The sequence below is a fragment of the Bacillus sp. FJAT-27231 genome, from assembly GCF_001183975.1.
GTDB lineage: Bacteria > Bacillota > Bacilli > Bacillales > Domibacillaceae > Pseudobacillus > Pseudobacillus wudalianchiensis.
The window spans coordinates 303,065-329,922 of record NZ_LFZU01000001.1 but is presented as its reverse complement, the minus strand read 5'-3'; the positions used below and the strand labels follow the sequence as shown (position 1 = coordinate 329,922).

At 39.5% G+C, this 26,858-nt stretch carries 24 protein-coding genes; 6 read left to right on the top strand and 18 right to left on the bottom strand.

Translation table 11 applies throughout. The features are described 5' to 3' along the window. Positions 1 to 69: 69 nt before the first annotated feature. A complete protein-coding gene (locus tag AC623_RS01660) occupies positions 70 to 2,814 on the top strand; it encodes a hybrid sensor histidine kinase/response regulator (RefSeq protein ID WP_049659900.1) in 2,745 nt (914 codons plus the stop codon). Positions 2,815 to 2,838: 24 nt separating this feature from the next. Here the strand turns inward: AC623_RS01660 and AC623_RS01655 are convergent, their stop codons facing one another. Both AC623_RS01655 and AC623_RS01650 read right to left on the bottom strand, forming a co-directional pair. Then, entirely contained in the window at positions 2,839 to 3,243 is a 405-nt protein-coding gene (locus AC623_RS01655; RefSeq protein WP_049659899.1) for a universal stress protein, read from the bottom strand. A gap of 107 nt (positions 3,244 to 3,350) precedes the next feature. Further along, the gene (locus tag AC623_RS01650; RefSeq protein ID WP_049659896.1) at positions 3,351 to 4,010 is read right to left on the bottom strand and encodes a response regulator; all 660 of its coding nucleotides are present in this window, start codon (positions 4,008 to 4,010) and stop codon (positions 3,351 to 3,353) included. A gap of 260 nt (positions 4,011 to 4,270) precedes the next feature. On the opposite strand from AC623_RS01650, the gene AC623_RS01645 reads away from it, so the two are divergent. From AC623_RS01645 to AC623_RS01635, 3 genes are all read left to right on the top strand, one after another. After that, the gene (locus AC623_RS01645) at positions 4,271 to 5,107 is read left to right on the top strand and encodes a YheC/YheD family protein (protein WP_049659895.1); all 837 of its coding nucleotides are present in this window, start codon (positions 4,271 to 4,273) and stop codon (positions 5,105 to 5,107) included. 73 nt (positions 5,108 to 5,180) lie between these two features. Further along, positions 5,181 to 5,576: a DUF1259 domain-containing protein gene (locus tag AC623_RS01640; RefSeq protein ID WP_049659893.1), complete on the top strand. Its 396-nt coding sequence runs from the start codon at positions 5,181 to 5,183 to the stop codon at positions 5,574 to 5,576. Between the two features lie 165 nt (positions 5,577 to 5,741). Further along, entirely contained in the window at positions 5,742 to 6,440 is a 699-nt protein-coding gene (locus AC623_RS01635) for a YetF domain-containing protein (RefSeq protein ID WP_049659891.1), read from the top strand. Between the two features lie 85 nt (positions 6,441 to 6,525). On the opposite strand, the gene AC623_RS01630 is transcribed toward AC623_RS01635, so the two are convergent. Together AC623_RS01630 and AC623_RS01625 are read right to left on the bottom strand one after the other, a co-directional pair. Next, entirely contained in the window at positions 6,526 to 7,746 is a 1,221-nt protein-coding gene (locus tag AC623_RS01630; protein WP_442853521.1) for an MFS transporter, read from the bottom strand. Beyond that, positions 7,736 to 8,512, bottom strand: a complete 777-nt coding sequence (locus AC623_RS01625; RefSeq protein WP_049659887.1) for an alpha/beta hydrolase — start codon at positions 8,510 to 8,512, stop codon at positions 7,736 to 7,738. Before AC623_RS01625 ends, AC623_RS01630 begins: the two co-directional genes overlap by 11 nt. Before the next feature lie 140 nt (positions 8,513 to 8,652). Here AC623_RS01625 and AC623_RS01620 point away from each other — a divergent pair, with 140 nt between their 5' ends. Further along, positions 8,653 to 9,537 (top strand): LysR family transcriptional regulator, encoded by an 885-nt coding sequence (locus tag AC623_RS01620; protein WP_049659884.1) that lies wholly within the window; start codon positions 8,653 to 8,655, stop codon positions 9,535 to 9,537. Positions 9,538 to 9,615: 78 nt separating this feature from the next. On the opposite strand, the gene AC623_RS20855 is transcribed toward AC623_RS01620, so the two are convergent. The 6 genes from AC623_RS20855 to AC623_RS01595 form a co-directional block, all read right to left on the bottom strand. Continuing rightward, positions 9,616 to 9,777, bottom strand: coding sequence for a KGG domain-containing protein (locus AC623_RS20855; protein WP_082174296.1), 162 nt, complete (start codon positions 9,775 to 9,777; stop codon positions 9,616 to 9,618). 94 nt (positions 9,778 to 9,871) lie between these two features. Next, the gene (locus tag AC623_RS01615) at positions 9,872 to 10,363 is read right to left on the bottom strand and encodes a DUF421 domain-containing protein (protein WP_049659881.1); all 492 of its coding nucleotides are present in this window, start codon (positions 10,361 to 10,363) and stop codon (positions 9,872 to 9,874) included. Positions 10,364 to 10,812: 449 nt separating this feature from the next. After that, the gene (locus AC623_RS01610) at positions 10,813 to 11,790 is read right to left on the bottom strand and encodes a M20/M25/M40 family metallo-hydrolase (RefSeq protein ID WP_049659878.1); all 978 of its coding nucleotides are present in this window, start codon (positions 11,788 to 11,790) and stop codon (positions 10,813 to 10,815) included. A gap of 143 nt (positions 11,791 to 11,933) precedes the next feature. Continuing rightward, the gene (locus tag AC623_RS01605) at positions 11,934 to 12,434 is read right to left on the bottom strand and encodes a CarD family transcriptional regulator (protein ID WP_049659875.1); all 501 of its coding nucleotides are present in this window, start codon (positions 12,432 to 12,434) and stop codon (positions 11,934 to 11,936) included. 156 nt (positions 12,435 to 12,590) lie between these two features. Continuing rightward, complete coding sequence (locus AC623_RS01600; protein WP_049659873.1) at positions 12,591 to 14,039, bottom strand: DHA2 family efflux MFS transporter permease subunit; 1,449 nt, start codon at positions 14,037 to 14,039, stop codon at positions 12,591 to 12,593. A gap of 3 nt (positions 14,040 to 14,042) precedes the next feature. Continuing rightward, positions 14,043 to 14,603, bottom strand: coding sequence for a TetR/AcrR family transcriptional regulator (locus tag AC623_RS01595; RefSeq protein ID WP_049659870.1), 561 nt, complete (start codon positions 14,601 to 14,603; stop codon positions 14,043 to 14,045). Positions 14,604 to 15,199: 596 nt separating this feature from the next. Between AC623_RS01595 and AC623_RS01590 the strand changes: the two genes are divergently transcribed. Next, on the top strand, positions 15,200 to 16,972 hold the full coding sequence (locus AC623_RS01590) for a PhoX family protein (protein WP_049659868.1): 1,773 nt from the start codon (positions 15,200 to 15,202) through the stop codon (positions 16,970 to 16,972). A gap of 287 nt (positions 16,973 to 17,259) precedes the next feature. Here the strand turns inward: AC623_RS01590 and pruA are convergent, their stop codons facing one another. The 8 genes from pruA to AC623_RS01550 all read right to left on the bottom strand — a co-directional run bounded on the left by pruA (position 17,260) and on the right by AC623_RS01550 (position 26,824). Beyond that, positions 17,260 to 18,891, bottom strand: a complete 1,632-nt coding sequence (gene pruA / locus AC623_RS01585; RefSeq protein WP_049659863.1) for an L-glutamate gamma-semialdehyde dehydrogenase — start codon at positions 18,889 to 18,891, stop codon at positions 17,260 to 17,262. A gap of 363 nt (positions 18,892 to 19,254) precedes the next feature. Next, entirely contained in the window at positions 19,255 to 19,857 is a 603-nt protein-coding gene (locus AC623_RS01580) for an alpha/beta hydrolase (RefSeq protein WP_049659860.1), read from the bottom strand. 54 nt (positions 19,858 to 19,911) lie between these two features. Continuing rightward, complete coding sequence (locus AC623_RS01575) at positions 19,912 to 20,853, bottom strand: ring-cleaving dioxygenase (RefSeq protein WP_049659857.1); 942 nt, start codon at positions 20,851 to 20,853, stop codon at positions 19,912 to 19,914. A 173-nt stretch (positions 20,854 to 21,026) separates the two neighbouring features. Continuing rightward, entirely contained in the window at positions 21,027 to 21,620 is a 594-nt protein-coding gene (locus tag AC623_RS01570) for an NADPH-dependent FMN reductase (protein ID WP_049659854.1), read from the bottom strand. 18 nt (positions 21,621 to 21,638) lie between these two features. After that, positions 21,639 to 22,622, bottom strand: a complete 984-nt coding sequence (locus AC623_RS01565) for a ring-cleaving dioxygenase (RefSeq protein WP_049659850.1) — start codon at positions 22,620 to 22,622, stop codon at positions 21,639 to 21,641. 167 nt (positions 22,623 to 22,789) lie between these two features. Further along, the gene (locus AC623_RS01560) at positions 22,790 to 23,317 is read right to left on the bottom strand and encodes a YceI family protein (protein ID WP_049659845.1); all 528 of its coding nucleotides are present in this window, start codon (positions 23,315 to 23,317) and stop codon (positions 22,790 to 22,792) included. 584 nt (positions 23,318 to 23,901) lie between these two features. Further along, positions 23,902 to 25,104: an MFS transporter gene (locus AC623_RS01555; RefSeq protein ID WP_082174295.1), complete on the bottom strand. Its 1,203-nt coding sequence runs from the start codon at positions 25,102 to 25,104 to the stop codon at positions 23,902 to 23,904. 1,012 nt (positions 25,105 to 26,116) lie between these two features. After that, positions 26,117 to 26,824: a nucleotidyltransferase domain-containing protein gene (locus AC623_RS01550; protein WP_049659843.1), complete on the bottom strand. Its 708-nt coding sequence runs from the start codon at positions 26,822 to 26,824 to the stop codon at positions 26,117 to 26,119. Between the last annotated feature and the right edge of the window lie 34 nt (positions 26,825 to 26,858).

The following is a 26,858-nucleotide window of genomic DNA, read 5'->3' as shown; positions in this document are numbered from 1 at the left end:
GACTGGTGGAAGGGCCTGTTATTTTTTTGTAAAATAACTGAAAAGCACTGCTAGTTAAAGGAGAAGGCAATGAATCATAAACAGAAGAATGGATGGGCTGAATGGGAACAAGTTGCCCAATTAGTCATTGACAATGTGTTGGATGGAATTATTACCATTAATCGGCAAGGCATCATAGAATCATTCAATCCTGCGGCGGAAAAAATATTCGGATATCCTTCTGAAGAAGTCATTGGAGAAAAAGTGAATACATTAATGCCCGAACCCTATAGGAGCGAACACGATTCGTATGTCAACAATTACGTAGAAACCGGCGAAGCGAAAATCATCGGGATCGGACGTGAAGTAACCGGAAAACGCAAAGACGGCTCTACTTTCCCTATGGATCTAGCGGTTACGAAGTTTTTCATCGGGGAAGAAATACACTTTGTAGGAATTGTTAAAGACATTACAGAACGAAAAGAAACTGAAGCAGCTTTAGAAAAAGCACTCCGAGACAATTTTGAACACACCGTTAAGAACCTTCAAAACCTTATATTTAAATTAAGAAAAGATAAAAATGGAAAAATTGTTTATCAGTTTATTGAAGGGCAAAATGCGCAAGAAATTGGCTTAACGACTGCCAATACTTTCAACAAAACGCCAGCTGAAATTTTTCCTGACTATATAGCTATGGAGTTAGAAGACTATCACAAACAGGCTTTTGAAGGGGAGAACGTCAACTACGAATGGTCGTTTGCCGGAAAAGTATTCTACATCTCTCTTTCCCCCATTTTTGCAGAAGGTCTTGTTTATGAGGTAGTCGGGTCCGGCATTGATATTACAGACCGAAAAAAAATGGAAGAGGCATTGGCCTTAGCTCGTGATCAAGCCCTTGAGGCTTCGGAGTTAAAATCGCAATTTCTTGCAAACATGAGCCATGAAATTCGGACACCGATGAACGGGATCATTGGAATGGTCGACGTATTAGTGGATACCCCGCTTAATAATGAACAACGAGAATATATTAGCATCATCCGGGAAGCGTCTCACGCTCTCTTAACGATTATTAATGACATTCTTGATTACTCTAAAATGGAAGCAGGAAAAATGACCATCGAGCAAGTACCATTTTCCCCCACTCCATTAGTAGAAGGCATCGCCGAAATTCTATTGCCAAAGGCTCGCCATAAAGAGATCTCCCTTCTAACCTATATCGACCCTTCGATTCCAAGCTTGCTTATAGGGGATCCAGGAAGACTGCGTCAAGTTCTTCTTAATCTATCTGACAATGCCGTTAAATTTACCGAAAAAGGCAGTGTCCTGATCAGAGCCATTTTAAGGGAGATAGATGACGATGGGAAAGCTGTCATTCACTTTGCCATTATTGACACAGGAATCGGTCTTTCAGACGGTGAACAAACCCGTTTATTTGAACCTTTTATCCAATCAGACGGCTCCACCACTCGCAAATTCGGCGGTACAGGCCTTGGATTGGCGATATCCAAACGACTTGTAGAATTAATGGCTGGAGAAATCAGTGTGGAAAGCGAAAAAGGAAACGGTTCAACCTTTTGGTTTAATATTCCGTTTCCCATTCCGGAATCGTCTAAGGCAATTGAGAAACGAATGATCGATACGGCACTTGAAAACCTGCGTGTGTTAATTGTAGACGACGATCCAGGAGCACGTGAAATTTTACAAAAGTACATTAGCTCATGGGGAATGACCAACAAAAGTGCGGAAAATGGAATTGATGCATTGGCAGAATTGCAAAAAGAGGCTGTTAACAATACGCCCTATGATCTTGCGATTGTTCACCTTGACAATCCCGGCATGAACCATGATACATTTGCTCAAATCGTGAAGCAGACTCCTTATTTATCACGGCTCCATCTCATTTTAATAACGGATTTTAACGACAATAAGAGTGATTTAAGCACTTCTAAGTATGATGCTTATCTTTCCAAGCCAGTAAAGCAGTCGCAGCTATTTGATTGTATAGCGAACTTAGTCCGCCCTATACCGGAAGAGGCAATGGAAACAAACAAAAACGGTTCTGACAGCAAAGTAATGCCATCCGAAGTACTAAATCAGGACCATCCGATTCTCCTCGTGGAAGACAATCCAATGAATCGCAAGGTCGCTTTCTTCCAGCTAGAAAAATTGGGGTATAAAGCAGATATTGTCACAAATGGCCGGGAGGCGGTTGAGAAAGTAGCTGAAGGAGACTATGCTTTAATTTTAATGGATATTCAAATGCCGGAGATGGACGGAATCGAAGCTACAAAAACGATCCGAAAGAACATACTTCCGAACAAGCGAATACCTATTATCGCCATGACTGCAAATGCGATGAAGAGTGATCGAGAAAAGTATTTAAAAGCGGATATGGATGATTACATCAGCAAACCGGTTAATATCGAAAAGCTCCGGGAAGTTCTGCAGCGCTGGATGCCCACAGGTGAGACGGCCAGCCAGAAAACGGAAACCGTTCAGGAGAGCCCCCCTCTTTCTATCAGCCGCCTTCTGGAAAGCTATGGGGAGGAAAGTATGGTGAAAGAGCTTCTAGATATGTTTATCACCACGACTCCTGACTTTATAGAAAATCTGCAACAGGCGATGGAGGAAAAACTAGGAAAGGAAACTGCAGAAATAGCGCATAGCCTTAAAGGCTCTGCCGCTGTTATTTATGCAGAGAAGCTCACCGAATTAAGCAAGGCTGTAGAACAAGCTGCCAAAATAGAAGATTGGGATGCAGTCTTATCTAATTTCGAGCAGCTTATCCAGCATTTCAATGATATTCGCAGCTTTGTACAACAATTAAAACTTTGATGAGAAGAGTTTCTGCTACTCTTCTCATTTTTTATTTAAAATCAACACAGGACATCTTGCTTTTCGGGCAAGAGACTTTAAAGTCTCTTCACTTTCTGCTTTAGCTGTAATCAATAAGTCATAACGGTCAGACTGAGTAATTAAGGCTATTTCTTGAGAAGGGTTTCCAATACGAACCAGCTTCTGGTGTTTGATCTCTATTTCGTCTAAATAACGGCAGGCTTCTTCAACAAAAGAGGAATTAGCATAAAGCTTCTCTTCAAGCTTTACCCCCTCCTGGATAATTTCTTCCAACTGATGAGAAACAGGAAATATATAAAGAAAAGTGATCATTTCTATTGAAGGACAGGGTGTCTCATTTGTCACGCTTTTCACTGCATTCAGTGCATCTTCAGCATTATCTGTATATATTAATATATTTTTGTACATAAATAGCCCTCCCTGATTATTAATTTTTATTATAAGGATAGGCTAAATAAAAAAATATCAGGAATTCCCCTGATATTTCCTTTTTATTAACATGATATATGACTAGATTATTCTAAACTGAGCAGCCCTTTTTTTATGGCATAAGCAACGAGCTCATGCTTTTTTTGGAGGGCTAACTTATCCATTATTTTACTTTTATGAGTTTCTACCGTCTTAACGCTAATATGCAAAATCTCGGCAATTTCTTTATTGCTGTAGCCTTTTGCAATGAAGACGAGAACCTCCTCTTCCCGATTGCTTAATAGCTTATATTTAGAAAGATCTTCCCCACGCTTTACACCTTCTAGAAAGTCTTCTACTAACGACTTTGCTGCAGAAGGATATAAGTACACCTGGCCCCTCAATACAGCATCAACAGCTGAAAGTAATTCTGAATCAATCGCATTTTTTAAAATATAACCTGAAGCTCCTGCCTGAACGACGCGAAATAAGTCATTCTCATGATCATGCATCGTAAGAATTAACACATGCGTTTCGGGAAGGGATTTCTTTAACTCCCTTGTGGCTTCCAATCCGTTTTTTCCAGGAGGCATGCTAAGATCCATAATAATGAGATCTGGTTGAAGGGACAAAGCCTTCTCAATCGCCTCCTGTCCATCAGCCGCTTCACCAACGATTTCAATATGCTCCTTTTTTCCAAGAAGCATTTTTACACCAGTTCTAACGATCGCATGATCATCTACAATCAGAGTGCGAATAACCTGCATTCCCTTACCTCCCGGCCTCTAAATCTCTATGTCTTGTATTTTAGCATTTAAAGGCAAAGGTGACGAGTCTCATCTACTTCATCTAAAAAGGAAATGGCCTCCCACCTCCCTACAACGCTGCCTATGCACTTTTTTCATTTTTGCATAATTCTATAAAGACGTAATAAACGCTCTCATACTCGATTGAAGCTTATTGACTCTAGACCCGTTGAAAAAGTGCACGTTAAAAATAGCTAAATACAAAGGTGGTATAAAGAAAGATGACGCCAATATTTGATTCTGACCGAGCGTTTTTTAATAAGTGGGAAATGCATCAAATGATGAATGAGAAGACGGTTCCTTATTTCACTATACCGCGTACCGATATGTTTTCCTTGCCATCTCTAGAGAAGTATATAAACCTTTACCAATCGGTCTTTATTAAGCCCGTCGCTTCATGGGGAGGACAAAACATTAGTAAAGTTACGAAACAGAAGCAGCAACTCGTTTGGACACTCCAAGGACAGCCACCGAAAAGCTTTATTGCTCTAGACCACTTGTTTGCTGAATTATTGTCATCCTATGGTGATGAGCTCTGTATTATCCAGCAGGAGGCTCCTTTAATCACCTGCGACAACCGTCCCTTCGATATCCGAACACATATGCAGCACGATTTAGAAGACGGATGGATCTACTCAGGAGATTTGGTTCGGATGGGAGGATCAGGTTCTGTTGTCTCTAATGTTGCTATAAGCAACGGATCTGTGAAGCCTACCGTTGATGTTTTGTCCTTATTATTTGAAGGCCTTGCCCCCAAAATTACACAAGATTTAGCCGCAGCTTCTATGCATATTTGCGAACAATTAGATCAACATTATTTTTTTCTAGAAGCCGGAATAGATTTCGGCGTCGATCGCAGCGGAGGATTGTGGCTCATTGAGGTTAACACGAACGACCTATTAGGAGGGCCAGATCAAACATTATTCGAGGAGCTTCCTGATAAAACATACTTTAACGATATGGTCAAAAGAAAGGAAAGAATCAACGGACAAACGATCCAAAAACTGTTAGAGCTTTACGAGGAAAGCTTGAAAGATAACAACAGCAACCCCAAATAGAGTCAAATACCGTACAACTCACTAAGCGGTTCTTTTGAACATATACTGTAAAAAATGAATGAGGAGGTTTCCTATGATTCCGTTCAACACACTTTGTCAACAGTACGCTCAACTATTCCATACAAAGCCAACGATTGAACATGGTGTTTGCTCTGTAGAACTTCATCGTGACCTCCATGTTACCATCCAAGGCCGCCCAAGCCGCGGTGAGCTTCATGCAGAAATCATGTTTGAATCGTTAGATCGTAATGGCAACGCGCTTAACCTGGGGGAATGTGTCCTTTTGGAAGAAGAAGTTCCTCTCTTTACAAGCATTCTCGTCAAAAATGGAATCATCATCAGTGCTTTGCACAATCATTGGCTTTATGCGAAACCAAACATTCTCTATATTCACTTCCAATCTGTCGAACCTCCCCTATCTTTCGCCCGGAAAGCAGCCGAAGCCTTTAATGCTCTAAAGATTATCTAAAATATTGGCTTGGCCCTCTCTTCTTAGCGAAAAGTTTTCTAATTGTATCGTTCCCAAGTTACGATTTCTTTATTTTCTTTCTTTAATAGACACAGATGAATGAAAGTTGAGAAATCCGAAACAATAAGATAAGAAGCTCTATTTTCTATACGAGGGGGATAACAATTGTCCGTTGCAGTACTAATACTTAGATTAGCTATTTCTTTTGTTACTTTATTAAGTTTAACGAGGATTATGGGGAGAAAAGAAATCTCACAAATGACCTTTTTTAATTTTGTGTCAGCTATTTCAATCGGCACAATCGGGGCCTCTCTTGCCATTGATCCTACACTAGGCATTCGGAATGGGCTCATCGCCTTAATTGGTTGGAGTGCTTTCACCCTTTTCCTTGGTTTTTTAGATATAAAATCCGAAAAGGCCCGCCTTCTTATTGTTGGACAGCCCATTATTGTGATTAGAAAAGGCCAAATCATGGAGGACGCCCTCCGTAAAGCCCGTCTTGATATTGATTCTCTCAATGGTTTATTAAGAAAGAAAAATATCTTTTCCGTTGCTGAAGTAGATTATGCCATCTTTGAAACGGATGGCAGTCTTTCGGCTATGAAGAAGGAAGCAAACCAACCGTTAACTAAGAGCGATATGAATGTTCAACCAGCTCCTTCTCAAGCCTTCCCTATTGCAATGTCTGTTATTTCTGATGGGAAAATAAATGGGGACAATTTAAGAAAACTAAACTTGGACACGGACTGGTTAGAGCAGCAGTTACAAGCTGCTGGCATCCACTCTATTTCTGACGTCTTTTACGCAGAAGTTCAACAAGATGGCACTTTGTATATTGATCGTAATCAGGACGTGCTTCATTAGATTTGAGAATTGACAGCATAAGGAATCAAAAAAGAGCAATCCTAATGATAGGTTGCTCTTTCTCATTCTTATTAGACACGGCCTGTTAAATCATATTTTGTGGAATCTTCGATAGTTTTTTTACTCTTATTACTAAGAAAGTCGATATTAGCAATAATACTATAGTAAAGCTGACGACCCCATGCCAGCCCGAGTGCGACCAAAATACACCGCCCGTTGCTCCACCAATGCTAGACCCTAAATAATAGGCAAATAAATAAAGCGATGAGGCCTGAGCAATGTCGTGTGTGGCATGCCGGCTTACTAACCCGCTAGCGACAGAATGGGCACCGAAAAACCCAAATGTAAAAATCACGATCCCAACGAGCTTATAAAATATCGGGATCGGGAGGGTCAATAAGACGCCTAACAGCATGAGTACGGCCCCTATCATTAACAATAAAGACCATCCATACTTATCAGCCAATATCCCAAACCAAGTGGAGCTAAAGGTGCCTACTAAATACACGAGAAAAATCCAACCGATAATCGTCATACTTAAATTATAAGGCGGTTCAGTTAACTTAAAACCAAGATAATTGAATATCGTTACGAAACTGCCCATTAAGAAAAAAGCAATCAAAAATAATGACACTAACACGGAATCTTTTAGATGAGACACGAGCGACTTGAAAAGAGGCTTCAAGGCTAGCGGCTGTGATTCAAAATGCTTTGATGGCGGAAGAGCCCATATAAAATAAAGACAAGCAATTAAACTAATACCACCTAAAAACATCATCCCGGCTTTCCAAGAAAAGAGATCTGTCATCGTTCCCATCAATACTCTTCCCGCTAATCCCCCAATAGAATTTCCGCTAATATAAAGACCCATAGCGACACCTAAACTTCTTCCCTCTATTTCTTCTCCTAAATAAGCCATCGCAATAGACGGAATTCCAGCAAAAGCAAAGCCTTGTACAATTCGCAGCAGGAGAAGAAGTTGAAAAGACGGTGAGAATGCGACTATTATCGTCAAGATAGACGCGATCACAATACAGCTGGACATGATGTTTTTTCTTCCCCACGCCTCAGAAAGAGAGCCAAAAATAAGCAGTCCAAACGCCAGTGAAAGCGTAGTAAGCGACAAAGACAAGCTGGCCATAGTTGGCGTGACATTAAATTCTTTTGTAAAGATCGGCAAAAGCGGCTGCGTAAGATAGAGATTAGCAAAGGTGATAAACCCGGCCGCAAACAACGCAAAGTTAGCTTTTTTAAAGGCTGGCGTGCCTTGTTGAATATAATCTTTATGGCTATTATCATTCATCATTGTGATCATCAGCTTCCCTATTTCTTTTCCATTCAAGGGAATCTAGAAACATACGGATATCTTCGTAAATTTGTTTGCGTTCATTCCCTAACGTAATAATGTGACCCGACTCTTCATACCAGTGAATTTGCTTAGGTTCTGAACGAATGGTATGGAAGATCCTCTCTGCACTTTCTTTATAAAGTGTATGGTCAAGTCTTCCTTGCAAAACAAAAGCTGGGGCAGCAATCGCCTTGAGGTTATTCCCAGTATCGCTAATCAGCTGCTGTAAATCTTTCAAAGACTCCATTGGCTTTTTAATGAATTCTTTTATTTCAGCTTGTATTTGTTCATCACTTTTTCCTTCAAGCCTTTTGTATCTTTTAGCATAATCAACTACACGGCTATATAAGTCTGTGATGTCTCGTTCTAGAACAGGGGCACACATGGACACAACCGCTTTTACTTTTAAAATAGAAGCTAATTTTAAAGCAAATGTTCCCCCTAGAGAAACGCCTGCGACAGCAATCTCCTCATAACCCTCTGAAGCAAGATGAGCATACCCAGCAACTGCGGCTCCCCACCAATCTTCTGGCCCCATTTGGATGAACTCATCGGGATTTGCTCCATGCCCTCTATATAAAGGGGCATAGCACGTATAACCGTTTTTTTGCAGATGCCTTCCTAGCATTTTAACGTCCATCGTGCTGCCAGTAAAACCATGAAGCAAAAGGACTGCTCTATTTTTTGCTTGATACATAAAAGGTTGTGGTGTGACAATTTTCATTTTGATAACTCCCTATTATTCACTTGTCGTTAAGTGCGGCATTTTATTCTTCCATATAAAGAATACAAGAGGAAAATTGATAAATATAATATATAATTTATATGATTTCATAAATAAACTTTATGAGTAGGTGTTTAAGGATGAATATACACGCACTTCGCCTCTTTACAAAGGTAGCTGAATTAAAAAATGTGTCTAAAGCGGCAGAGGCCCTAAGAATTAGCCAGCCAGCCGTTACGATTCAAATCCGGAATTTAGAAAAAGAGGTTGGGTTTACTTTAACTGAATCAAAAGGAAGAGGGATTACCCTTACATCTAATGGTGAGTTTCTATATAAACAAGCGCAGAGGTTATTTGATTTGGAGCGTGACATCGAAAATAAGGTTGCCCAGTTGAAAAACTCAGGCGCAGATGATTTAAATATTGCTGCCTCCTATGTGCCAGCTAATTTTTTACTGCCAAAATGGTTGTGTCAGTATAAAGAAACCTATCCATCGGTCACCGTTAATGTCAAAACAGAGAACACACAACAGGTGATCGAACAGCTTCTTCATTATAAAGCCGATCTCGCCTTTGTAATCGAAGAAAATCGGCACCACCCTGATCTCCACTATCAGTTTCTTATGAATTTGGAATATTGTTTTATCGTTCCCTCTCATCATCCGCTTGCCGGACAAACGATCTCATTTGAGAAGCTCATGAACGAACCCTTTATTTTACGGGAAAAAGGAAGCTCCACGAAAGATTTACTGCTGGCATTATGCAACCTCCATAAAACGCCCCCGCCAAAGATTGGCATGCAATTATACGGACTTAATGAATCGATCCGAACCGTTGCTGCGGGCTTTGGAGCCATGCTGGCGCCGGTCGTAGCGATAGAAGACTATCTATACCGGAAACAGGTAGCGCAGGTCTATGTGGAGGATATTGAGATCAAACGCCCTACCTATGTCTGTACGAGAAAAAATGAAATAGACGTGCTGCCTCATGTTTCTCATTTTATTGAGGTTGTAAAGGACTGTTAAGTCTTATCCCTCTTCAAAACAAACTAAAGGGCTGTCCCTAAAGTCATTTTTCATTGACTAGCGAGACAGCCCTGCCTTTTATTTGTCGTTGTCACGCTGTTCAGCGCGTGCTTCTCCGCCTTTTTCTCCGATTTCCTGATAAAACTCCTTGCCATGTTTGCGGGCTGTAGTCTCTCCGCCTTTGCGTCCAGCCTCTTCTACCGTCATCTTGCTTTTGTCATTGTTGTTATGGTTAGTCATGAAGAACGCCTCCTTGCAAATGCATATTTTCTTTCGTCTTAGGCTTTTATCCTTTCTTTCATCTCTTAAACTATGTCAATCAGGCAGCCACATTCTACACTTTTATATTTAGATCCCCCTTTGTAACGGGTTCAAACGCCGCTTTCTTTTTGACCGTCACACTTCCGTCCTTCTCTAAATACGCATGCTCAACCTCATCTATTGAAAAGATGCTTTGCTTTCTCAAGGCTTCCTTTAGATCTCTTAGATCGAGATAATGCTTTTTAAGCATCTTGTGATCAGGCTTGCTGTCGCGGATAATCAAAACTTCCTCTCCAGATATAAGAATTTCCACTTTATCTGTATGAAACATAATTTTATCAAACAATAATTTGATAGCGCACCAGACTAGAAGCATGATCAATACAACGTACCATTTTACTTGCGGATCATAAAGTCCGTTTCCAAAGATTTCTGAAAGCATAATGCTCCAGATAAAATCAATTGGTGTCAAATTAGAAATGCCTTTTGTACCTGTCCATTTCATACAAATTACAAGGGCCACAAAACCACTGGCTAGTTTAATTAACATCATTCCAAGTCCCATATTTTATCCCCTTTTCTCTTTTATAAAGATGGCTGCAGCTAAAAAATGAACATGGCCAAGCTAATAAATAGGCTGTACCATTCATTAGCTCTGAGAAGCTTGTCCTGATAGTCGAGTCAATTCAATTGGTGAAAGTTGTCCGACTAGAGCCCCTTCGCCCCCCCTTTCTGTTGTTCTTATTTCTCCATTTCATTCACTATTTGTTTAACGACATGTTCTTCCCGCATTCTGCAGCCTCCTCACGCTGTATTTGCTAACCCTTTAGACCGCCTACTAGAGAAGTAAACATCAAAAATAAGGAAACTGACAGAAGGTTATTTTTAGTTTAATAAATTAAAAGGACAAGGGACTGATAGGAAATCAGGGCCGAAACCATCTCTTCTTATAAAGAGAACAAAAAAGCCAAGGGATGCAGCCTATGCTCCCTTAGCTTTATCATTACTTTCTATTTACTTGGCAGTACTCGTCTCGCCGAAAAATTTTACAAGCTCGGTCAAAGTCTGGCTGAAGGTCTCCAGGTGCTCTTCCACCCTTCCAGGAAACTCTCTTTCAATGAAATCGATCGTATCATTTTGGGTATGCCATACCTCACCGTGCTTTACCGTTTGCGTGTAGCCGTCCATGTCCCCGATCTTCCAGTTTGTTGCTTCAAAATAAGCATAGGGAATTCCAAGCTTGCTGAAAGGTGCATGGTCACTCCAATCCCCCGTCGTTCCTGCTGGATAATCCGGGTTGATGCCAGGATTCGTACCAATATTTAACTTCTTCTTTTCAGCAATTTTAAGAGCTTGATCGCGGATAAACCCTTTGTCTCCTAGGCTGCCATAGACATACATGTTGTCACCAACAGCTAAGCTATCCAGATTGATCATTCCAACTGTATTCTGAATCTCCTGTTTGGTCATTTGGCCAGCGTAATGCGTTGAGCCTCGTAACCCCACCTCTTCTGCACCAAAGGCAATGAACTTCACAGAATAAGGCGTCTTAATGTTTTTTAACACTTCCGCTGTTTCCAGCATGACTCCGACACCGGAGGCATTGTCATCGGAACCTTTTCCCTTTGCGACTGAGTCATAATGGGCCCCTACAATGAGTTCTTTGCTGGATTTCCCTTTTTTATAAGCGATAACGTTCGCTGAGTGATACTTAATCCCGCCTCTCGTATAAGAAAATGGCTGGACCTTCGTCGTGTACCCCATTCTTTTCAATTGGCTTTCAACGTAATCTCGTGCCTCCACTTCTTTTGCTGTTCCAGCTACACGGCTGCCAACTTCGTAAGTTAAATATTTCGTATGCTCATAAGCCATCTTCCCAGTCTTATGAACAAGTGATGGATCATACGTAACAGTAGCCGCTGAAGCGATTCCGCCACCGCCGAAAAGCAGTAGAACTACCATGACGATGGATAGATAAAAACGATTTTTCATGTTCACCTCTCCTATTCTCCCATTCATAGTCTGCTTATAGTATTTCAATGACCATCCAAACATGCAATCTTTTCACTGTATTATTTAGGAAAAGCAAGCAATTTTAAGGATAAATTCCTATATAACTTCCTTTATGCCAGAGGCTAGTGATTCAATTTTACTAATCTCGCAGCCTCGTCATAGATGGCATCGTAAGTAGTCTGCAAGGAGATCGCTATCTCGGTGAACAATGTTTTTTGAACGGAGTGTAGAAGCTGACGTTCAAATTCGCCTAGTTTCTTTTCGTCACGTTCAGCTTCATCCTTTTTCCTCATTAACGTATTTACTATTTTAGCAATGTCGTTTCGATTTCCTGTCTTTACAATAGTCGAATATATTCTGGCACGGTCGTGTCCTTTTTCAATCCATTCCATACCAGGCAATGTAAAAGAATGCAAAATTTCTTCTGCTTTGTTGCGATCTATTATTCTAAGTATCGCACCCTCCTCATGATCTACCGGCACACTAATAGTTAATTTGTTATTTTCAAGAGGATGTAATGTGTAATACTCTCTGGGAGCCCCAAAATAAGCTTTCTCCCCTATTTCATCTATTTGACAGACACCATGCGCTGAATAAACCACTAAATCCCCAATATGAAACATTTCATTTGCTCCTCTACCAAAATTATTAACTTAATGAACCCCATTAGCTTGAAGCTACTTAGTCAAAAGCTCCCTGACCATGCTAATTTTAATAGAAACAAACCATTTATCTTGAACAAAGGCTAATACAATCCAGTTCTATTTTCCTTTTCGCTGCTAGCTGGCTTTTACATGTTTGTGGCTAATCGAATGATCCGGCTTTTTGATAAATAAAGACAGCACAACATTGATTACGGCTAATAATAAACTAATTTTAAAGACGAGTGATGATCCTGTTGCGGCTGCCTGTGCCGGTTCATTTGCCACATCTGCTAAATAACCCGCTTGTTTTGCAGATAAGATCGACACCATGACCGCAATCCCAATCGCGCCAGATACTTGTTGGAGCGTCTGTGTTAACGCTATTCCGTCCGGATAATACTGTTTAGGAAGAGAATTAAGCGTATTGGTTTGTACAGAAGCAAGCACCGCTCCAATTCCTAACATCATCACAATATGCGTTAACACAATCATCCATAAAGCGGTATCTGTGCCAAGTTGTGAATAGACGGCATAACTAATGGCGACTAAAATCGTGCCCGGTGTAATCACTGCTCTCGGTCCATATTTGTCAAACAAACGGCCAATCATCGGAGCTAACACACAGTTAAGCAAGCTGCCTGGAAGCAAGATCAGCCCTGTTGTAAACGCCGCAATCAATAGAGCCATTTGCATGTACATCGGTAAAACGACAAGCATGGACAGCATATTGAAAAACGTAATAAAACTCATAAAGATCCCGAGAACGAAAAGCGGATACGTAAATGCCTTTAAATTTAGCATAGGCGTTTCCATTTTCGTTTGACGAACCGCAAAAATAATAAGGGCCATCACCCCAGCGATAATCGTTCCAAGAACCGTGGAACTTGTCCACCCAGCGTCACCCGATACACTGAATCCGTATACGACACCGCCAAATCCAATGGTTGAAAGAATAACGGATACAGCATCAATCGAAACCTTGCGTACCTCATTTACATTCGGCAAATAAATGAATCCGAAAATAAGAGAAAACAGCAAGAATGGGATCGTTACCCAAAAAATCCAATGCCACGATAACGTATCTAGAATGAGTCCTGCTAATGTTGGGCCTAGTGCAGGGCCGGCTAACATGACTAAGCCCATCACCCCCATGGCGCCGCCTCGTTTATTCGGAGGAAAGATTGTAAAAATAACATTTTGTGTTAAAGGTAAATTGATCGCTAATCCCGCTGCTTGAATAATACGCCCTGCTAATAAAACGCCAAATGCAGGCGCTGCTGCCGCTAAAACAGTACCACCGATAAATAATAAGATCGATGTCATAAACATTTGACGTGTTGTGAATTTTTGCATCAATATACCCGTGACAGGCACTAAAATACCTAATGTTAAAAAGTAGCCTGTTGCCAGCCACTGGACCGTTGTTGCATTGACATTGAAAATGTGGCTTAGCTCTCCTAAAGCAATATTTAAGGCCGTTTCACTGAAAAGCCCTACAAATCCGGCCACTAAAAGAGCGGCCATGATTGGGCCTGTTTTGATTGGTTCATTGACGATTGAAACTATTTTGGCTTGTTGATTCATTCATTAATGCTCCTTCAATAGATTGGATAATACTCCTGAAATCACTTTTAATGGATCACTCGCCTTTTGTGTTAAACAAAGCATAATACCACCCTCAATTGAAGCCGTCATCATCAAAGCTATTGAATCAGCCTTTTCTTTTGAAAAACCATCTGCCGCTAATTTATCCGCATAAATCCCTTGAATCTTTGTATACAAGAAAGAGCAAGCTTGGCGAACGGGTTCACTAAGTGACGCCATTTCGCTCACCATGCTGCTAAACGTATAACCCGTCACCGTTCCCTCTCGTTCAAAGTCCGCTATTAATTTTTCAATCATGGCCTCTGTAGCTTCCTCAGCCGTTGAATGCCGTTCAAAAATATCCTCAATGTCCGTCGTAATAGCTTCGTTTAGCAACTGAAGACAAGCGATCAGTAATTCTTCCTTTCCATTAGGAAAATGATGATAAAGCGAACCTTTCGTAATCCCACATGCTTTTAAAATTTCGCTTAGCCCTACACCCTTGTATCCTTTTTGCTGGAAAAGAGCCGTCGCAGTGCTGATTATTTGCGATTTCGTATCCATTTCCGTAGTACACCTCCACCATACCGACCGGTTTGTTTAAAATAATATCAAAAAAATTTTCTATAAAGCAAGGGTTTTTTGTACCTTGTTAATAATAGTTTTAACATTTTCGACACATTTATCTGTGCGCTTTACGCTACACAAAAAAATAAAAAAGAGGCTGCTAAAAGGTTCAGTGAGCTTATGGGAAATCTCCATTAAAATCTCCCTCTGGCAGCTTTTTACTCTAAACCCTTGTACCTTAAGGTTTTAGAGGGAAGATTACATTATGGTGCCCAGTTACTTTGAAATGTATAAAAACCTATTACTTAAAAGACTAAGCTAATATTAAATTTGTAAATATTTATTAAAAGTGTCTTTACATAAATTCATCATTTTCATCTGATAGATCTTACTCCATCTAAATAATTTAGCACCAAACTCCCTTTATTTTTTAAAAATTATAAAATATAGCAGGCCTTTCTCTAATAAAACCAAACTTTTTTCTCATTTTCGCATGATTATGTAATATTCACATTTTTAGCATGTTTACTTTACATTCCTTTACTATAATTTGATAGGAATTCAAAAGTTCGATAAAAATCGGAGGTATGAAAATGAAAAAAGCAAAATATATTGCCCCATTATTAAGTTTGGCCGTTTTATTCCCAACAGCTTCCAATGTATTAGCTGATCCTAACAAAAACATACCAGTAGAGAAAGTGGAATTTATCGGGATGGCTGCGCCTGACACAGACGAAGAACGTTCTAAAATGTATAGTGAAGCATCTGTTAAGGTTACATACAAAAACGGCACTCAACAAACCTTGCCACTAGAGTATAAATCCTTGTTTACACCTGGCAAAGAAATTAACGGAAAAATTGCCGGTGCAACTTATGATGCAAATGGAAAGATGATGACAAAGCCAGATGGAACTCCTTATCTTTCTTCTTCTCCAGATAGTAACACTCTCTTAAAAGTGAACGGAAAATTGTACATGGTGAATCATTATGAAAGTATTCCATCTAATGAGATAGGAAACATGCCAGAAGCGATGATGCTAAATACTGTTGAACAAAATAAAGAAACCGGAGAATTAACGGTAACAGATATAACTCCGATTGATTTTTCAGCTTACGGCGGAATTTGGACTCCTTGCGCGGGTTCTTTATCTCCATGGAATACACATTTAGGAAGTGAAGAATACGAGCCAGATGCAAGAGCTCATGAAGCAAACCCTGAAAACTCTTCAGTTACTCAGTTTGCCCGTAATTACTATCAAGATCAGACAGTGATTGGTAATCCTTATCTTTATGGCTATGTTCCAGAAGTGTCTATTGACGAAAAAGGACAGGCTACTGCAGTGAAACACTATAGCATGGGACGTCTTTCCATTGAAAATGTAAAAGTAGCACCGGATAATCGTACTGTTTATTTTGGTGATGACGGCAGCTATACAATGGCATTTATGTATATCGCCGATAAATCTAAGGATTTATCAGCAGGAACGCTATATGCAGCAAAATGGCATCAAACGGGCGAAGAAAATGGCGGTTCTGCTAATTTAGAATGGATTAAATTAGGCCACGCAACAGATGAAGAAATTAAAGAATTAGCTCAAAATACTACATTCAGCGATATTTTTGAAACGACTACAGATGCAGAATACGCAAAAGCAAATGGATTCACAAGAACAAAAGCAGGCGGAAGAGATGAATGGCTGAAAGTAAAGCCAGGCATGGAAAAAGCTGCTGCCTTCTTAGAATCCCGCCGTTATGGTGCGCTTAAAGGAGCCACTGCTGAATTTAATAAGATGGAAACACTAGAAATGAATAAAGCTGATAATAAGATGTATATGACCATGTCCACAATCAGTGGCGGCATGACAGCTAATCCTACTGATCCTACAGATGATATACACGTTCCTAAAATCAATGCGGGTGGAATCTATGAGATGAACTTAGCCGAAAATCAAACAGATAGTGATGGAAACAAAATTAAGAGTAAATATGTAGCCAATGAAATTAGCGGCCTACTAATGGGAGAAGACCTTCCGAAGAAAGATTCAGAGGGAAACAAAGCGAATGTAGATAAAATTGCAAACCCAGATAACATTACCTACTCTGAAAAAATGAGAACTTTATTTATTGCAGAGGATAGCGGTAATCACGTCAACAACTTTGGCTGGGCCTACAATATTGATACAAAGAAGCTTTCTCGAATTCTATCAGCTGCTGATGGCGGCGAAGTTACAGGAATTCAAGCCATTGATAACCTAAACGGCTTTACGTATTTAATGGCTGGTTCTCAAAGCCCAGGGAATGCCGGTTATCTATCCGGTCTCCCTTCCCTCGGAAACAACGGCAAAGACATTAAAGAAAAGAAATAACTTATTGCGGCTATATTAAAAAAAGACCCTTGTCTAAGTATATTAGATAAGGGTCTTTGAGAGTGCAGATAAGTTTAGTTTCAATGTTTGAGGCTGATTGAAAATATTTGTCCTTCGAGGCGCAAAGCTTGGCGAGGAGCGAGATGATCAGAACACCACAGCTGGAGAAACTTATTATCAGTTTGGCCAACGATCACAGGGAGCAGTCGTTCTTTGACCAAGATACAAGTAAATTGCACAAAAAAGAGGCTGAGACAAAATGTCTCAGCCTCTTTTTACATTTTAGATTATTCTTCATCCATAAATGGATAAGCAACATCTGTAGTTGGTGCAAAGTTTTCTTTGATAACACGAGGGCTCGTCCAACGAATCATGTTGAATACAGAACCTGCTTTATCGTTCGTACCAGATCCGCGAGAACCACCAAATGGTTGTTGGTTAATCATCGCACCAGTTGGCTTGTCATTGATATAGAAGTTACCAGCTGCGCCAGATAAGCGGTTTTCTAAGTACTGAATTGCTTGGCGATCTTGCGCAAAGATTGAACCTGTCAAAGCGTACATAGAAGCTGTATCAACAGCATGTAATGTTTCTTCTAATTGCTCATTTTCGTATACATAGATCGTTAAGACTGGTCCAAAAATTTCTTCCTTCATTGTTTTGAAGTTTGGATTTGTTGTCACAATGATTGTCGGTTGAACGAAATAACCAACAGAATCATCATACGTACCACCAGCAATAATTTCTGCCTCATCTGAACCTTTTGCATATTCGATGTAGCTTGTGATGGAATCAAATGCTGGTTTATCAATCACTGCACCCATGAAGTTACGGAAGTCACGAACATCCCCAACTTTAAGTTTTGAAACTTCTTCTACTAAACCTGCTTTTACTTCTTCCCACATGCTAGCTGGAATGTAAGCGCGAGAAGCTGCAGAACATTTTTGACCTTGGTATTCAAATGCTCCACGAGCAAGGCTAGCTACCACTTTGTCTGCTTGTGCACTTTCGTGAGCGAAAACAAAGTCTTTACCGCCTGTTTCCCCAATTAGACGAGGATAAGATTGATAGTTTGCAATGTTTTCTCCAACTGTTTTCCAAATTGTCTGGAACGTGCTTGTTGATCCAGTAAAGTGGAAGCCAGCCATACGAGAGTCTGTTAATACGACTTCTGATACTTGTGAACCACGAGAAGGTACGAAGTTGATTACGCCTTTTGGTAATCCTGCTTCTTCTAGAATACGCATAAAGTAGTAGTTTGCTAATAAAGAAGTTGTTGCTGGTTTCCAAACAACTACGTTCCCCATCATTGCAGGAGCTGCTGGTAAGTTCCCGCCGATTGCTGAGAAGTTAAATGGAGAAATGGCTAGTACGAAACCATCTAATGGACGGTAGTCTGTACGGTTCCAAACATTTTTCATGCTTGACGGTTGAATTTGATAGATTTGGTTAGCATAATCAACGCCAAAACGCAAGAAATCGATTAACTCTTGAGCAGAATCAATTTCAGCTTGAATAGCTGTTTTAGATTGTCCTAGCATCGTAGCAGCATTCATTAGGTCACGGTATGGACCAGAGATTAAGTCAGCAGCTTTTAAGAAAATAGCTGCGCGGTGTTCCCATGGCATATTTGCCCATGCTTCTTTTGCAGCCATTGCCGCTTCTACAGCATCACGTAATTCTTTTTCTCCAGCTTGTGAGTAGTTTGCTAGAACATGTTGATGATCATGCGGCATAACTACTTGCTTCACTGTATCTGTCTTTATATCTTCGCCATTAATAATTACAGGGATATCCACAACAATATCAGATTGGCGTTTTAATTCTGCCTTTAATGTTTCCCTTTCCTTTGTACCTGGAGCATATGTATTGCCAGGCTCATTTGTAGGTGTTGGGATTTTGAAAATTCCGTTACTCATTCTTTCACATTCCTTCCTGTTAAGAAACTTTGTTGCTTTAGTAGTGAAATATCATCTTTCATCGACAAATTATATCACACTTTTTTGCTTTTATGCTTCTTTTCTTACTTAGAAATATATAATATATTGCATTTTTCTACAAGCAATAACTCTTCTAGACTATTGATAGGTACTCTAAGCTTGAACAGACAGATCTGCCTCCTCTTTATCCGCGCATATAGACACTACAATCTCTCTTCGCCTACATAGAAGAAAAGGCCTCTTACCAGCTTAGTGAACTGACAAAAGGCCTTCTCTGATAAAATAGCTTTAGCGAGTATCCAATTCTTATTTCACTTAAAAATTTCTTTGATCTTCTACTAATTATAATTGCTCATACCATTGCTTAGCAGCTTGCACTTCACTCATCGTTAATTGGTGGCCGTGATGTTCCCAATGAACAGTGACCGCTGCCTGAGCACCTTCTAACAATTGTTGAAGCTCTAAGGACTCTTGCTGAGGACAAATCGGATCATTCATTCCAGCTGCTATAAAGACTTTCTTTCCTGATAAATCGGGAAGGTCGATGCCTCGTCTTGGCACCATCGGATGATGCAATATGGCTGCTTTTAATGAATGGGCATAGTGGAATAACAAACTCGCTGCGATATTCGCACCGTTTGAATAGCCAATGGCCACGATATTTTCACGATCAAATTGATATTTACTAGCTGCTTCATCTAAGAAATGATTCAGTTCATTTGTGCGGAAAATTAAGTCCTCTTCATCGAATACACCTTCAGCCAACCGTTTAAAGAAACGCGGCATTCCGTTTTCCAATACATTTCCTCGCACACTTAATATAGAAGCTTCCGGATCAACAGTTTCCGCTAATGGCAACAATCCATGTTCATCTCCCCCTGTACCGTGCAATAGCAGCAATACGGGCTTGTTTTGGTTTTTTCCTAATCGAAAAATATGTTTCATTTCATTCCCTCATTTCTGGCATTGTTATCTACCTTACTATTCGCTATACGGAGCTTATTCAATGGGTCCTAATTTCGCCTCGATTTCAGCACGTCTTGATTCTAAAAACGGAGGCAATTCGAGTTTTTGACCTAGCTCTTTAACGGAAGAATCAGCCGTGAAGCCCGGTCCATCAGTCGCTAACTCGAACAAAATTCCATTTTCCTCTCTAAAATAGACACTTTCGAAGTAATATCTGTCCGTTGCCTTCACAATCTTTAAACCTGAGTCTTTAATGCGCTGTTCCCATAGACGCAGCTCTTTACTATTTTTCACTCGAATCGCTAAATGATGAACGCTTCCTCTGCCCGGTTTTTCATTAGGTCCCTCTTGTTCGACAATCACAATCTCTCCAAAAGATTGACCTTCTATTGACTGATAAATAGCTTGTTTGCCAGTGCGTGATAATAATGTGTAACCAAAAATATTTTCCAACGTGCTGGACAAACGATCTAAAGAACGAACGGTTATTTCAACCGGGCCCATTCCAAGAATGCGATGCTGCTGTTCAACGCTGGCATTATCCCACTCCCTCCAATGGTCCGGAATAGGTTCTCCGTTGTGATTTAACAACACCATGCGGAGTCCTTCTCTATCCTCAAAATGAAGGGCATCTCTTCCTGCATAGGTGGTCACTTCTCCGTGTTCCACTCCGAATAAAGTGAACCGCTCTTTCCAATACATAAGACTTTCAATGGATGGGACTAATAATCCAATTCTAGTGATAGCATTGGTTCCTCGCTGGGTATGACCAACAAATGGCATTTCAAAGAACGTTAATCCTGTTCCTGGACTCCCTATTAAATCTCCGTAAAACAAATGGTACATCGATGGATCATCTTGATTGACGGATACTTTTACCCTCCGTAAACCAAGAATATGCTGATAGAAACCATTATTTTCTTTCGCGTTTTTCGTAATCATGGAAATATGATGATGCCCTGCGATTTTTTCCATTTGACCTCACCTATTCCTTTATAAAATGGCGTACAACGACTGAGCACATCCTTCAATAAACTTGATATCGATTTGCACAGTCTTCATACTAGATAACACTATGTGCATGTAGCCATGCACATAGTGTCAGGTTGTTGACAAACGTTTTTAATCGGCGTGATGCTGTATCTTCATTAACGAATCGTTTTTAAAGCAGTAGCCCAAGGAATCACTTGATCTAACATTTGATTTACTGAGTCTTCTTGTACCTCTTTTGGTTTGAAATCTGTTCCGTTTTCAAAATCAGTAAATAAGGACAATGCTGGATGGACACGCACATCCGCCACTAATAACTCGCCCAAAATCCCGCGTAAATGTTCTGCTGCACGAGCCCCGCCTACTGAACCGTAAGAAACGATACCAGCAGCTTTGTTATTCCACTCTTCTCGCAAATAGTCTAATGCATTTTTAAGCGCGCCTGTTATCGAGTGGTTATATTCTTGTACAATAAACACGAAGCCGTCCTGTTTTGCAACGATTTCTGACCATGCAGCCGCTCCTGAAGCGTCAGTACCTGGTTCACCTAGTAACGGTAATTTGTAATCTGCGATATCGATGATTGTATAGTTTGCATCACCGCGTTTGTCTGCTATTTCCTTTACCCAAGCACCTACTTGTGGACTTACACGTCCTTCACGAGTTGATCCTAAAATAATACCGATATTTATATTAGTCATTGTTGGTTCCTCCTTTGATTGTGAGCCGAATAATTTAGTTAAAAATCCCATATTGCTTCTTTCACTTCCTTACAAGTATTCTTTATCAAAATGCTTTGTACTGCGAACGGTATCGATCGGCCGTACGAGCGATTCAATCTTTTCACGTTTTTCTTCAAAGAATGGCGGCAAAGATAGCTTTTCCCCAAGTGTTTCATAAGGTTCATCCCCCATAAAACCGGGACCATCCGTTGCTAGTTCAAAAAGAATAGATGGGGCCACGTTTGTATATAACGAACCAAAATAATAGCGTTCGACATAACCGGAATTCGGAAGGTTGAATCCAGCTAAATGTTGCTGCCATGATTCTAGGTCTGCCCGCTCGTCTACCCGAAAGGCTGCATGGTGCACCGTACCAAACCCTTGGCGTGCTTGAGGTAAAACGGTGTTGTACTCAACAATAACTTGCGCACCGTTGCCGCCTTCACTCATTTCAAATAAATGAAATGAATCTTCTTGTGCAACTTCCTTCATATAAAATACTTTTTCCAGCACTTCTTTGAAATAATCAAAATAAGCTGTTCGCACAAAGACAGGTCCCAACCCTGTGATAGCGTACTCCAGGGGAATTGGTCCCTTTTGCCATGGCGTGCCAGAAGCAACACCCTCATTTTGTTCATCTGAAATCAGTTGATATTGCTGATCATCAAAATCTACAAAGGGTAACACCTTTTTACCAAACTGCTCTTGAATCCCTTTATGTTTTACATCATATTTATCAAACCGTTTCACCCAATAAGCCAGTGCTTCATCATTTGGTACCCGGAAGGAGGTTTTTGATATCTCATTGTTTCCGTGGACCCCTTTTGGAATGCCAGGGAAATCGAAAAATGTCATATCTGTGCCTGGACTCCCTGCATCATCTGCGAAAAATAAATGATACGTTTGAATATCATCTTGGTTGACCGTTTTTTTGACTAACCGTAAACCAAGCGTATACGTAAAGAAGTCATAAATTTTTTCTGCACTGCTTGTAATAGCAGTAACGTGATGTACGCCTTTTAGTGCGTTCATTACATGATTTCCTCCTATCAATATCTCGAATTCGAGATATATAGTTAAAAATAACACCTTTTTAACTGTAAAAGCTTGTTATTCCTTAGTATAGGGAATTCTATTGAATCTATACTCCAAAGCTGGCATAGATTCAATAGAGTAGTCATTCCCACACGTTCATGAACTTAAGCTTGTGGATTTACTTCTAATTCCACTGTAATTTTGATATCTTTTCCGACTAATACGCCGCCTGTTTCAAGTGCTGCATTCCAAGTGAGTCCAAATTCTTCACGGTTGATTTTTGTAGATGCTTCAAAACCATAAACCTCGACTCCCCATGGGTTTGTACCTTTACCACCGAATTCAGCATCGAATGTTACAGGTTTTGTCACGTCTTTAATCGTTAGATCACCCGTTACTTTGTAATCATCGCCATCTTTTGAAATGTTTGTTGATTTAAATGTAATGGATGGGTATTTCTCTACATCAAAGAAGTCGCCTGATTTCAAGTGATTGTCGCGATCTTCAGAGCGAGTATTAATACTTGCTACATCAAAACTAAAAGCAATATTAGCTGTTGTTAAGTCTGTTAAATCGGCTGCTTCCACTTCTGCCGTGTAAGAATCAAAATTCCCTTTCACTTTTGAAACCATCATATGTTTTACTTCAAATCCAATGCTAGAGTGTGATTGATCCACCGTAAATTTTGCCATTATACATTTCCCCCTTGAGTATATGTTTTTAAATTTAAGATAGTCTTCAGAAATAAAGTCAAGAAACCCATCCTTAGCCGACCAAGGCCTTAACAATTATCTCCGAATAATCTATCTTGAAATAATTTATCTCAAATTAAATTATCTTTAATTCGAGATAAACTTAACACATAAGCGAAGTATGTGTCAACATGTTTGGAAAGATTATTATAAAATTTTTGTTTGGTGTTTTCAGTTTAGTGATAGTCAGAATGGAAAAGATCATGCACTCAAGTCAGGATATTCATTAGTACTTGCAATGAACAAAATATATCGCACCCTTAAAAAAGCCTCTCATCCATTCGATGAATGGATGAGAGGCTTTTTTGATTTAGAGTGTTTAGCGACGCTTGCCACTAGCAAAATGAGGATGATTTGATAAAGATCGCTCTATCCCTTGAGATATCAAAAGTTTAGAGTTTTTCTTACTTTATGCTGTCCATTCACCAAATTAAAATACAATTAAAGAATCATCCATCAAAATGAGGTTCATCTGTTTTGTTCATGTTTACAGATGAATTTTTCAACAAAGGTATAGGTAAACCTCAAACCGCCTTGCGTTTTGCTTTAGGTTCTCCTTCACCTATATCACTATGCCAAAACGTCTTTTTAGAAAACATGCTTAATAAGATCGGAACAACTAATAATATGATGGTTACATAAATAATATGGTAAACCGATAAATGATCTAAAATAATGCCACCGAGTGCACTTCCAAACACAATTCCAAAATTAAAGGTACTGGACTGGAGAGAAGTTGCAACGTCTTTTCCCGTTTCTATTTGTCTTGTTACTGCAGCCTGAAATATCGTAACAAGCGCGCCAAACGACACACCCCATAAAAGGAAAGCAAGGTGTGAGACATATAGCATTCCCTTAAAGGCTACAAACAAAAACATTGTTCCAAAAGCCAAAGTTAACATAAAGACCGTCAGAGATCCAAGGTGATCATCCACTACTTTACCTGCCAATACAACCGATATAATCGTTCCCACACCAAACAAGATAGAGACCAACTTTATACCACCGTCTACACCAAAACCCTCTACAAGCGGCGAAATATAAGTATATAAACCGTAATGCGCCATAATAGTAAAGAGGGTCACGACTAAACAGATGACAACAGATTTATTGCGTATAATGTAAAATGGTGAATTAGCAGCTGTTCGTTTTTCTCCTCCAACTGAAGGTAAAATAATTTGTCCCAAAATGGCAATGACAAAAATAATCGCAGAAAGAACGCCAAACTCTATTCTCCATCCAAAACCTGTACCAACGGTTGTCATAATCGGCAAACCGACTCCCAGTCCAAGGGTACTTCCAGACATTGTAACCGCAATGGCTCTTCCATGTAACTTTGGGGGTACTAGCCGCATAGCATAAGCAGAGACCATTGGCCACAATACACCCGCACTGATCCCTCCAACAAGCCTAGCAGCCGCCGTTAGGAAATAAGATGAGGAGAAAGCAATGATTAAATTTGAAACCCCAAATACATACATTAATATCGTCAAAAGTTTTTTTCTATTCATTGACATCGTTAAGGTAATTAATGGAATCGTTCCCACAGCAGATGCAATGGCATAAACGCTTATTAATAACCCTATAGATGAATACGATACGTGCAAACCTTCACTCATTTCGGTCAGGATTCCCGATGGTACTAACTCTGATAAGATCCCCATAAAGCTAACGCTTGAAAGGAGCAATAAATATAACCACGGAAATCTTTCTTTCTTCTGTCCCATATTTCCTCCATTCTACTTACCATTCTTGCAATTGCACTACATTATGAAAAAATATCTTTCATTCGGACTTATTTAATTGTATACACTGGGTCATTCAAAAACAATGTATACACTTCATATCCGTTTTTCCTTTTTATGGAAACTGTTATCCAAAACTACCTTCCTCCCTATTCGTTATTCCTCCGCATGACCTGGAGTCCGCAAAACGATCACATTATGGGTATTTCGTTATTTATTCACTTAAAAAGGAAAGGACGTTTGGGGTTTATATCCAATTATTGATTAGGAGACTTAAACAATGAAAAAGCTTTATAAGAACATATAGTAGAAAGGGAAAAGTGAAGTCGCAGATCTTTAGGCGCAATAAGGTGTTTTTAAATTTATAAGATGCTGGGAACCACCCAGAATTTATGCATAAAAAAGCTTCCCATAGGTTTATTCAACTTATGGGAAGCCTTCTTTTAATCCCTGTATATTAGCAAAGTGTGAATATTTCTCCCTCAATTGCTTAAAGTCAATCAAGGAATCGAGGACAAATTACATCGTGCCGCCCGTAAAATGAGAATATGTACTATCTTTAACTTTGTGTGATGAAAGTGTGATATATCAAGGTTTTTAAGAATTTGAGGTATGACATCTTTAACATGAATTTACCGTTTTCCATGAGATTGTGTTAGCAAAATGTTAGCATTTTGCTAACGTATATTTTTCAATTTCAAATGAAATCAGCTTTTTATCGCATCTATTATAATAAAGTCTTTGTGATGGGGTTGCCTCTATTCATTATCAGCCAACTCACATTAAAAAGGAACACTACCCTCTAACTCATCTATCGGTTTGCCGCCCTAATATTTGGATAGAGGCAGGTTTTTATTGTTTCTTTTGTTATCTGCGATAATAACACATTCTTAAAAGTAGCAATATGCGTTAATAAATTTTGATAAAGTAAATATTCCCAACATGTAAAAAGAGCATTTACATTACTATTGCTTTTTCAGAAGTAATTTTTCGTCTACAAAAAGAATCCTTTATAACCAACAAAAAATTCTCCACCATAATTATCAAGTGTAGATTGAATGAATGAAATTAGTTCAGTTTTATCATTTGTATTCATATATATTTTTGTATATTTAACTAGTTTATTACACATGTCTTTATCATAGGATTTAAGGCTTCTAGCAGCCCACTTTCCTTCACCAACCCAATAGCCATCTGCCCTTAAAATCAGTTCAGTTAACCTATTTATTAACATATTTAAAATAAATAAACTTTCTTCAAATTCTTCTGAACATCTAAAGTCTGACAAAAAATCTGTAATTTGATACCTTACTTCATTTATTTTGTCCTCATCCCAACGTTGTGGACCCTGTTCATAAAGTATTTTCGCCTCTCTTTGGATTTTTTTTCCTTCACCTTGTTTATCCTCTACAAGTAGACCTTCGGCACACATTTTAATGATGGTGGGCATCCCTGTATTTCTTGCTATTTGAAATTCAAACTCTAGAGATAAAGCCGTATAAATAAATGCTTCTATTTTCCATCCAAGAAAGTGATAACATTCAAGTCTTGGTGTTTCTGTTTCATCAATTATAATTAAGTCGATATCAGATTCTGTTGTTAAATTTCCATAAACAGCACTTCCACCTATCCAGGCTATATCTGCCTCAGGATAGTGTGAAACGATAAACTGTTGAGCTATTCGCTTGATTGAGTCTCTCATATGAAACACCTCCCATACTAGGATATTCACCTAA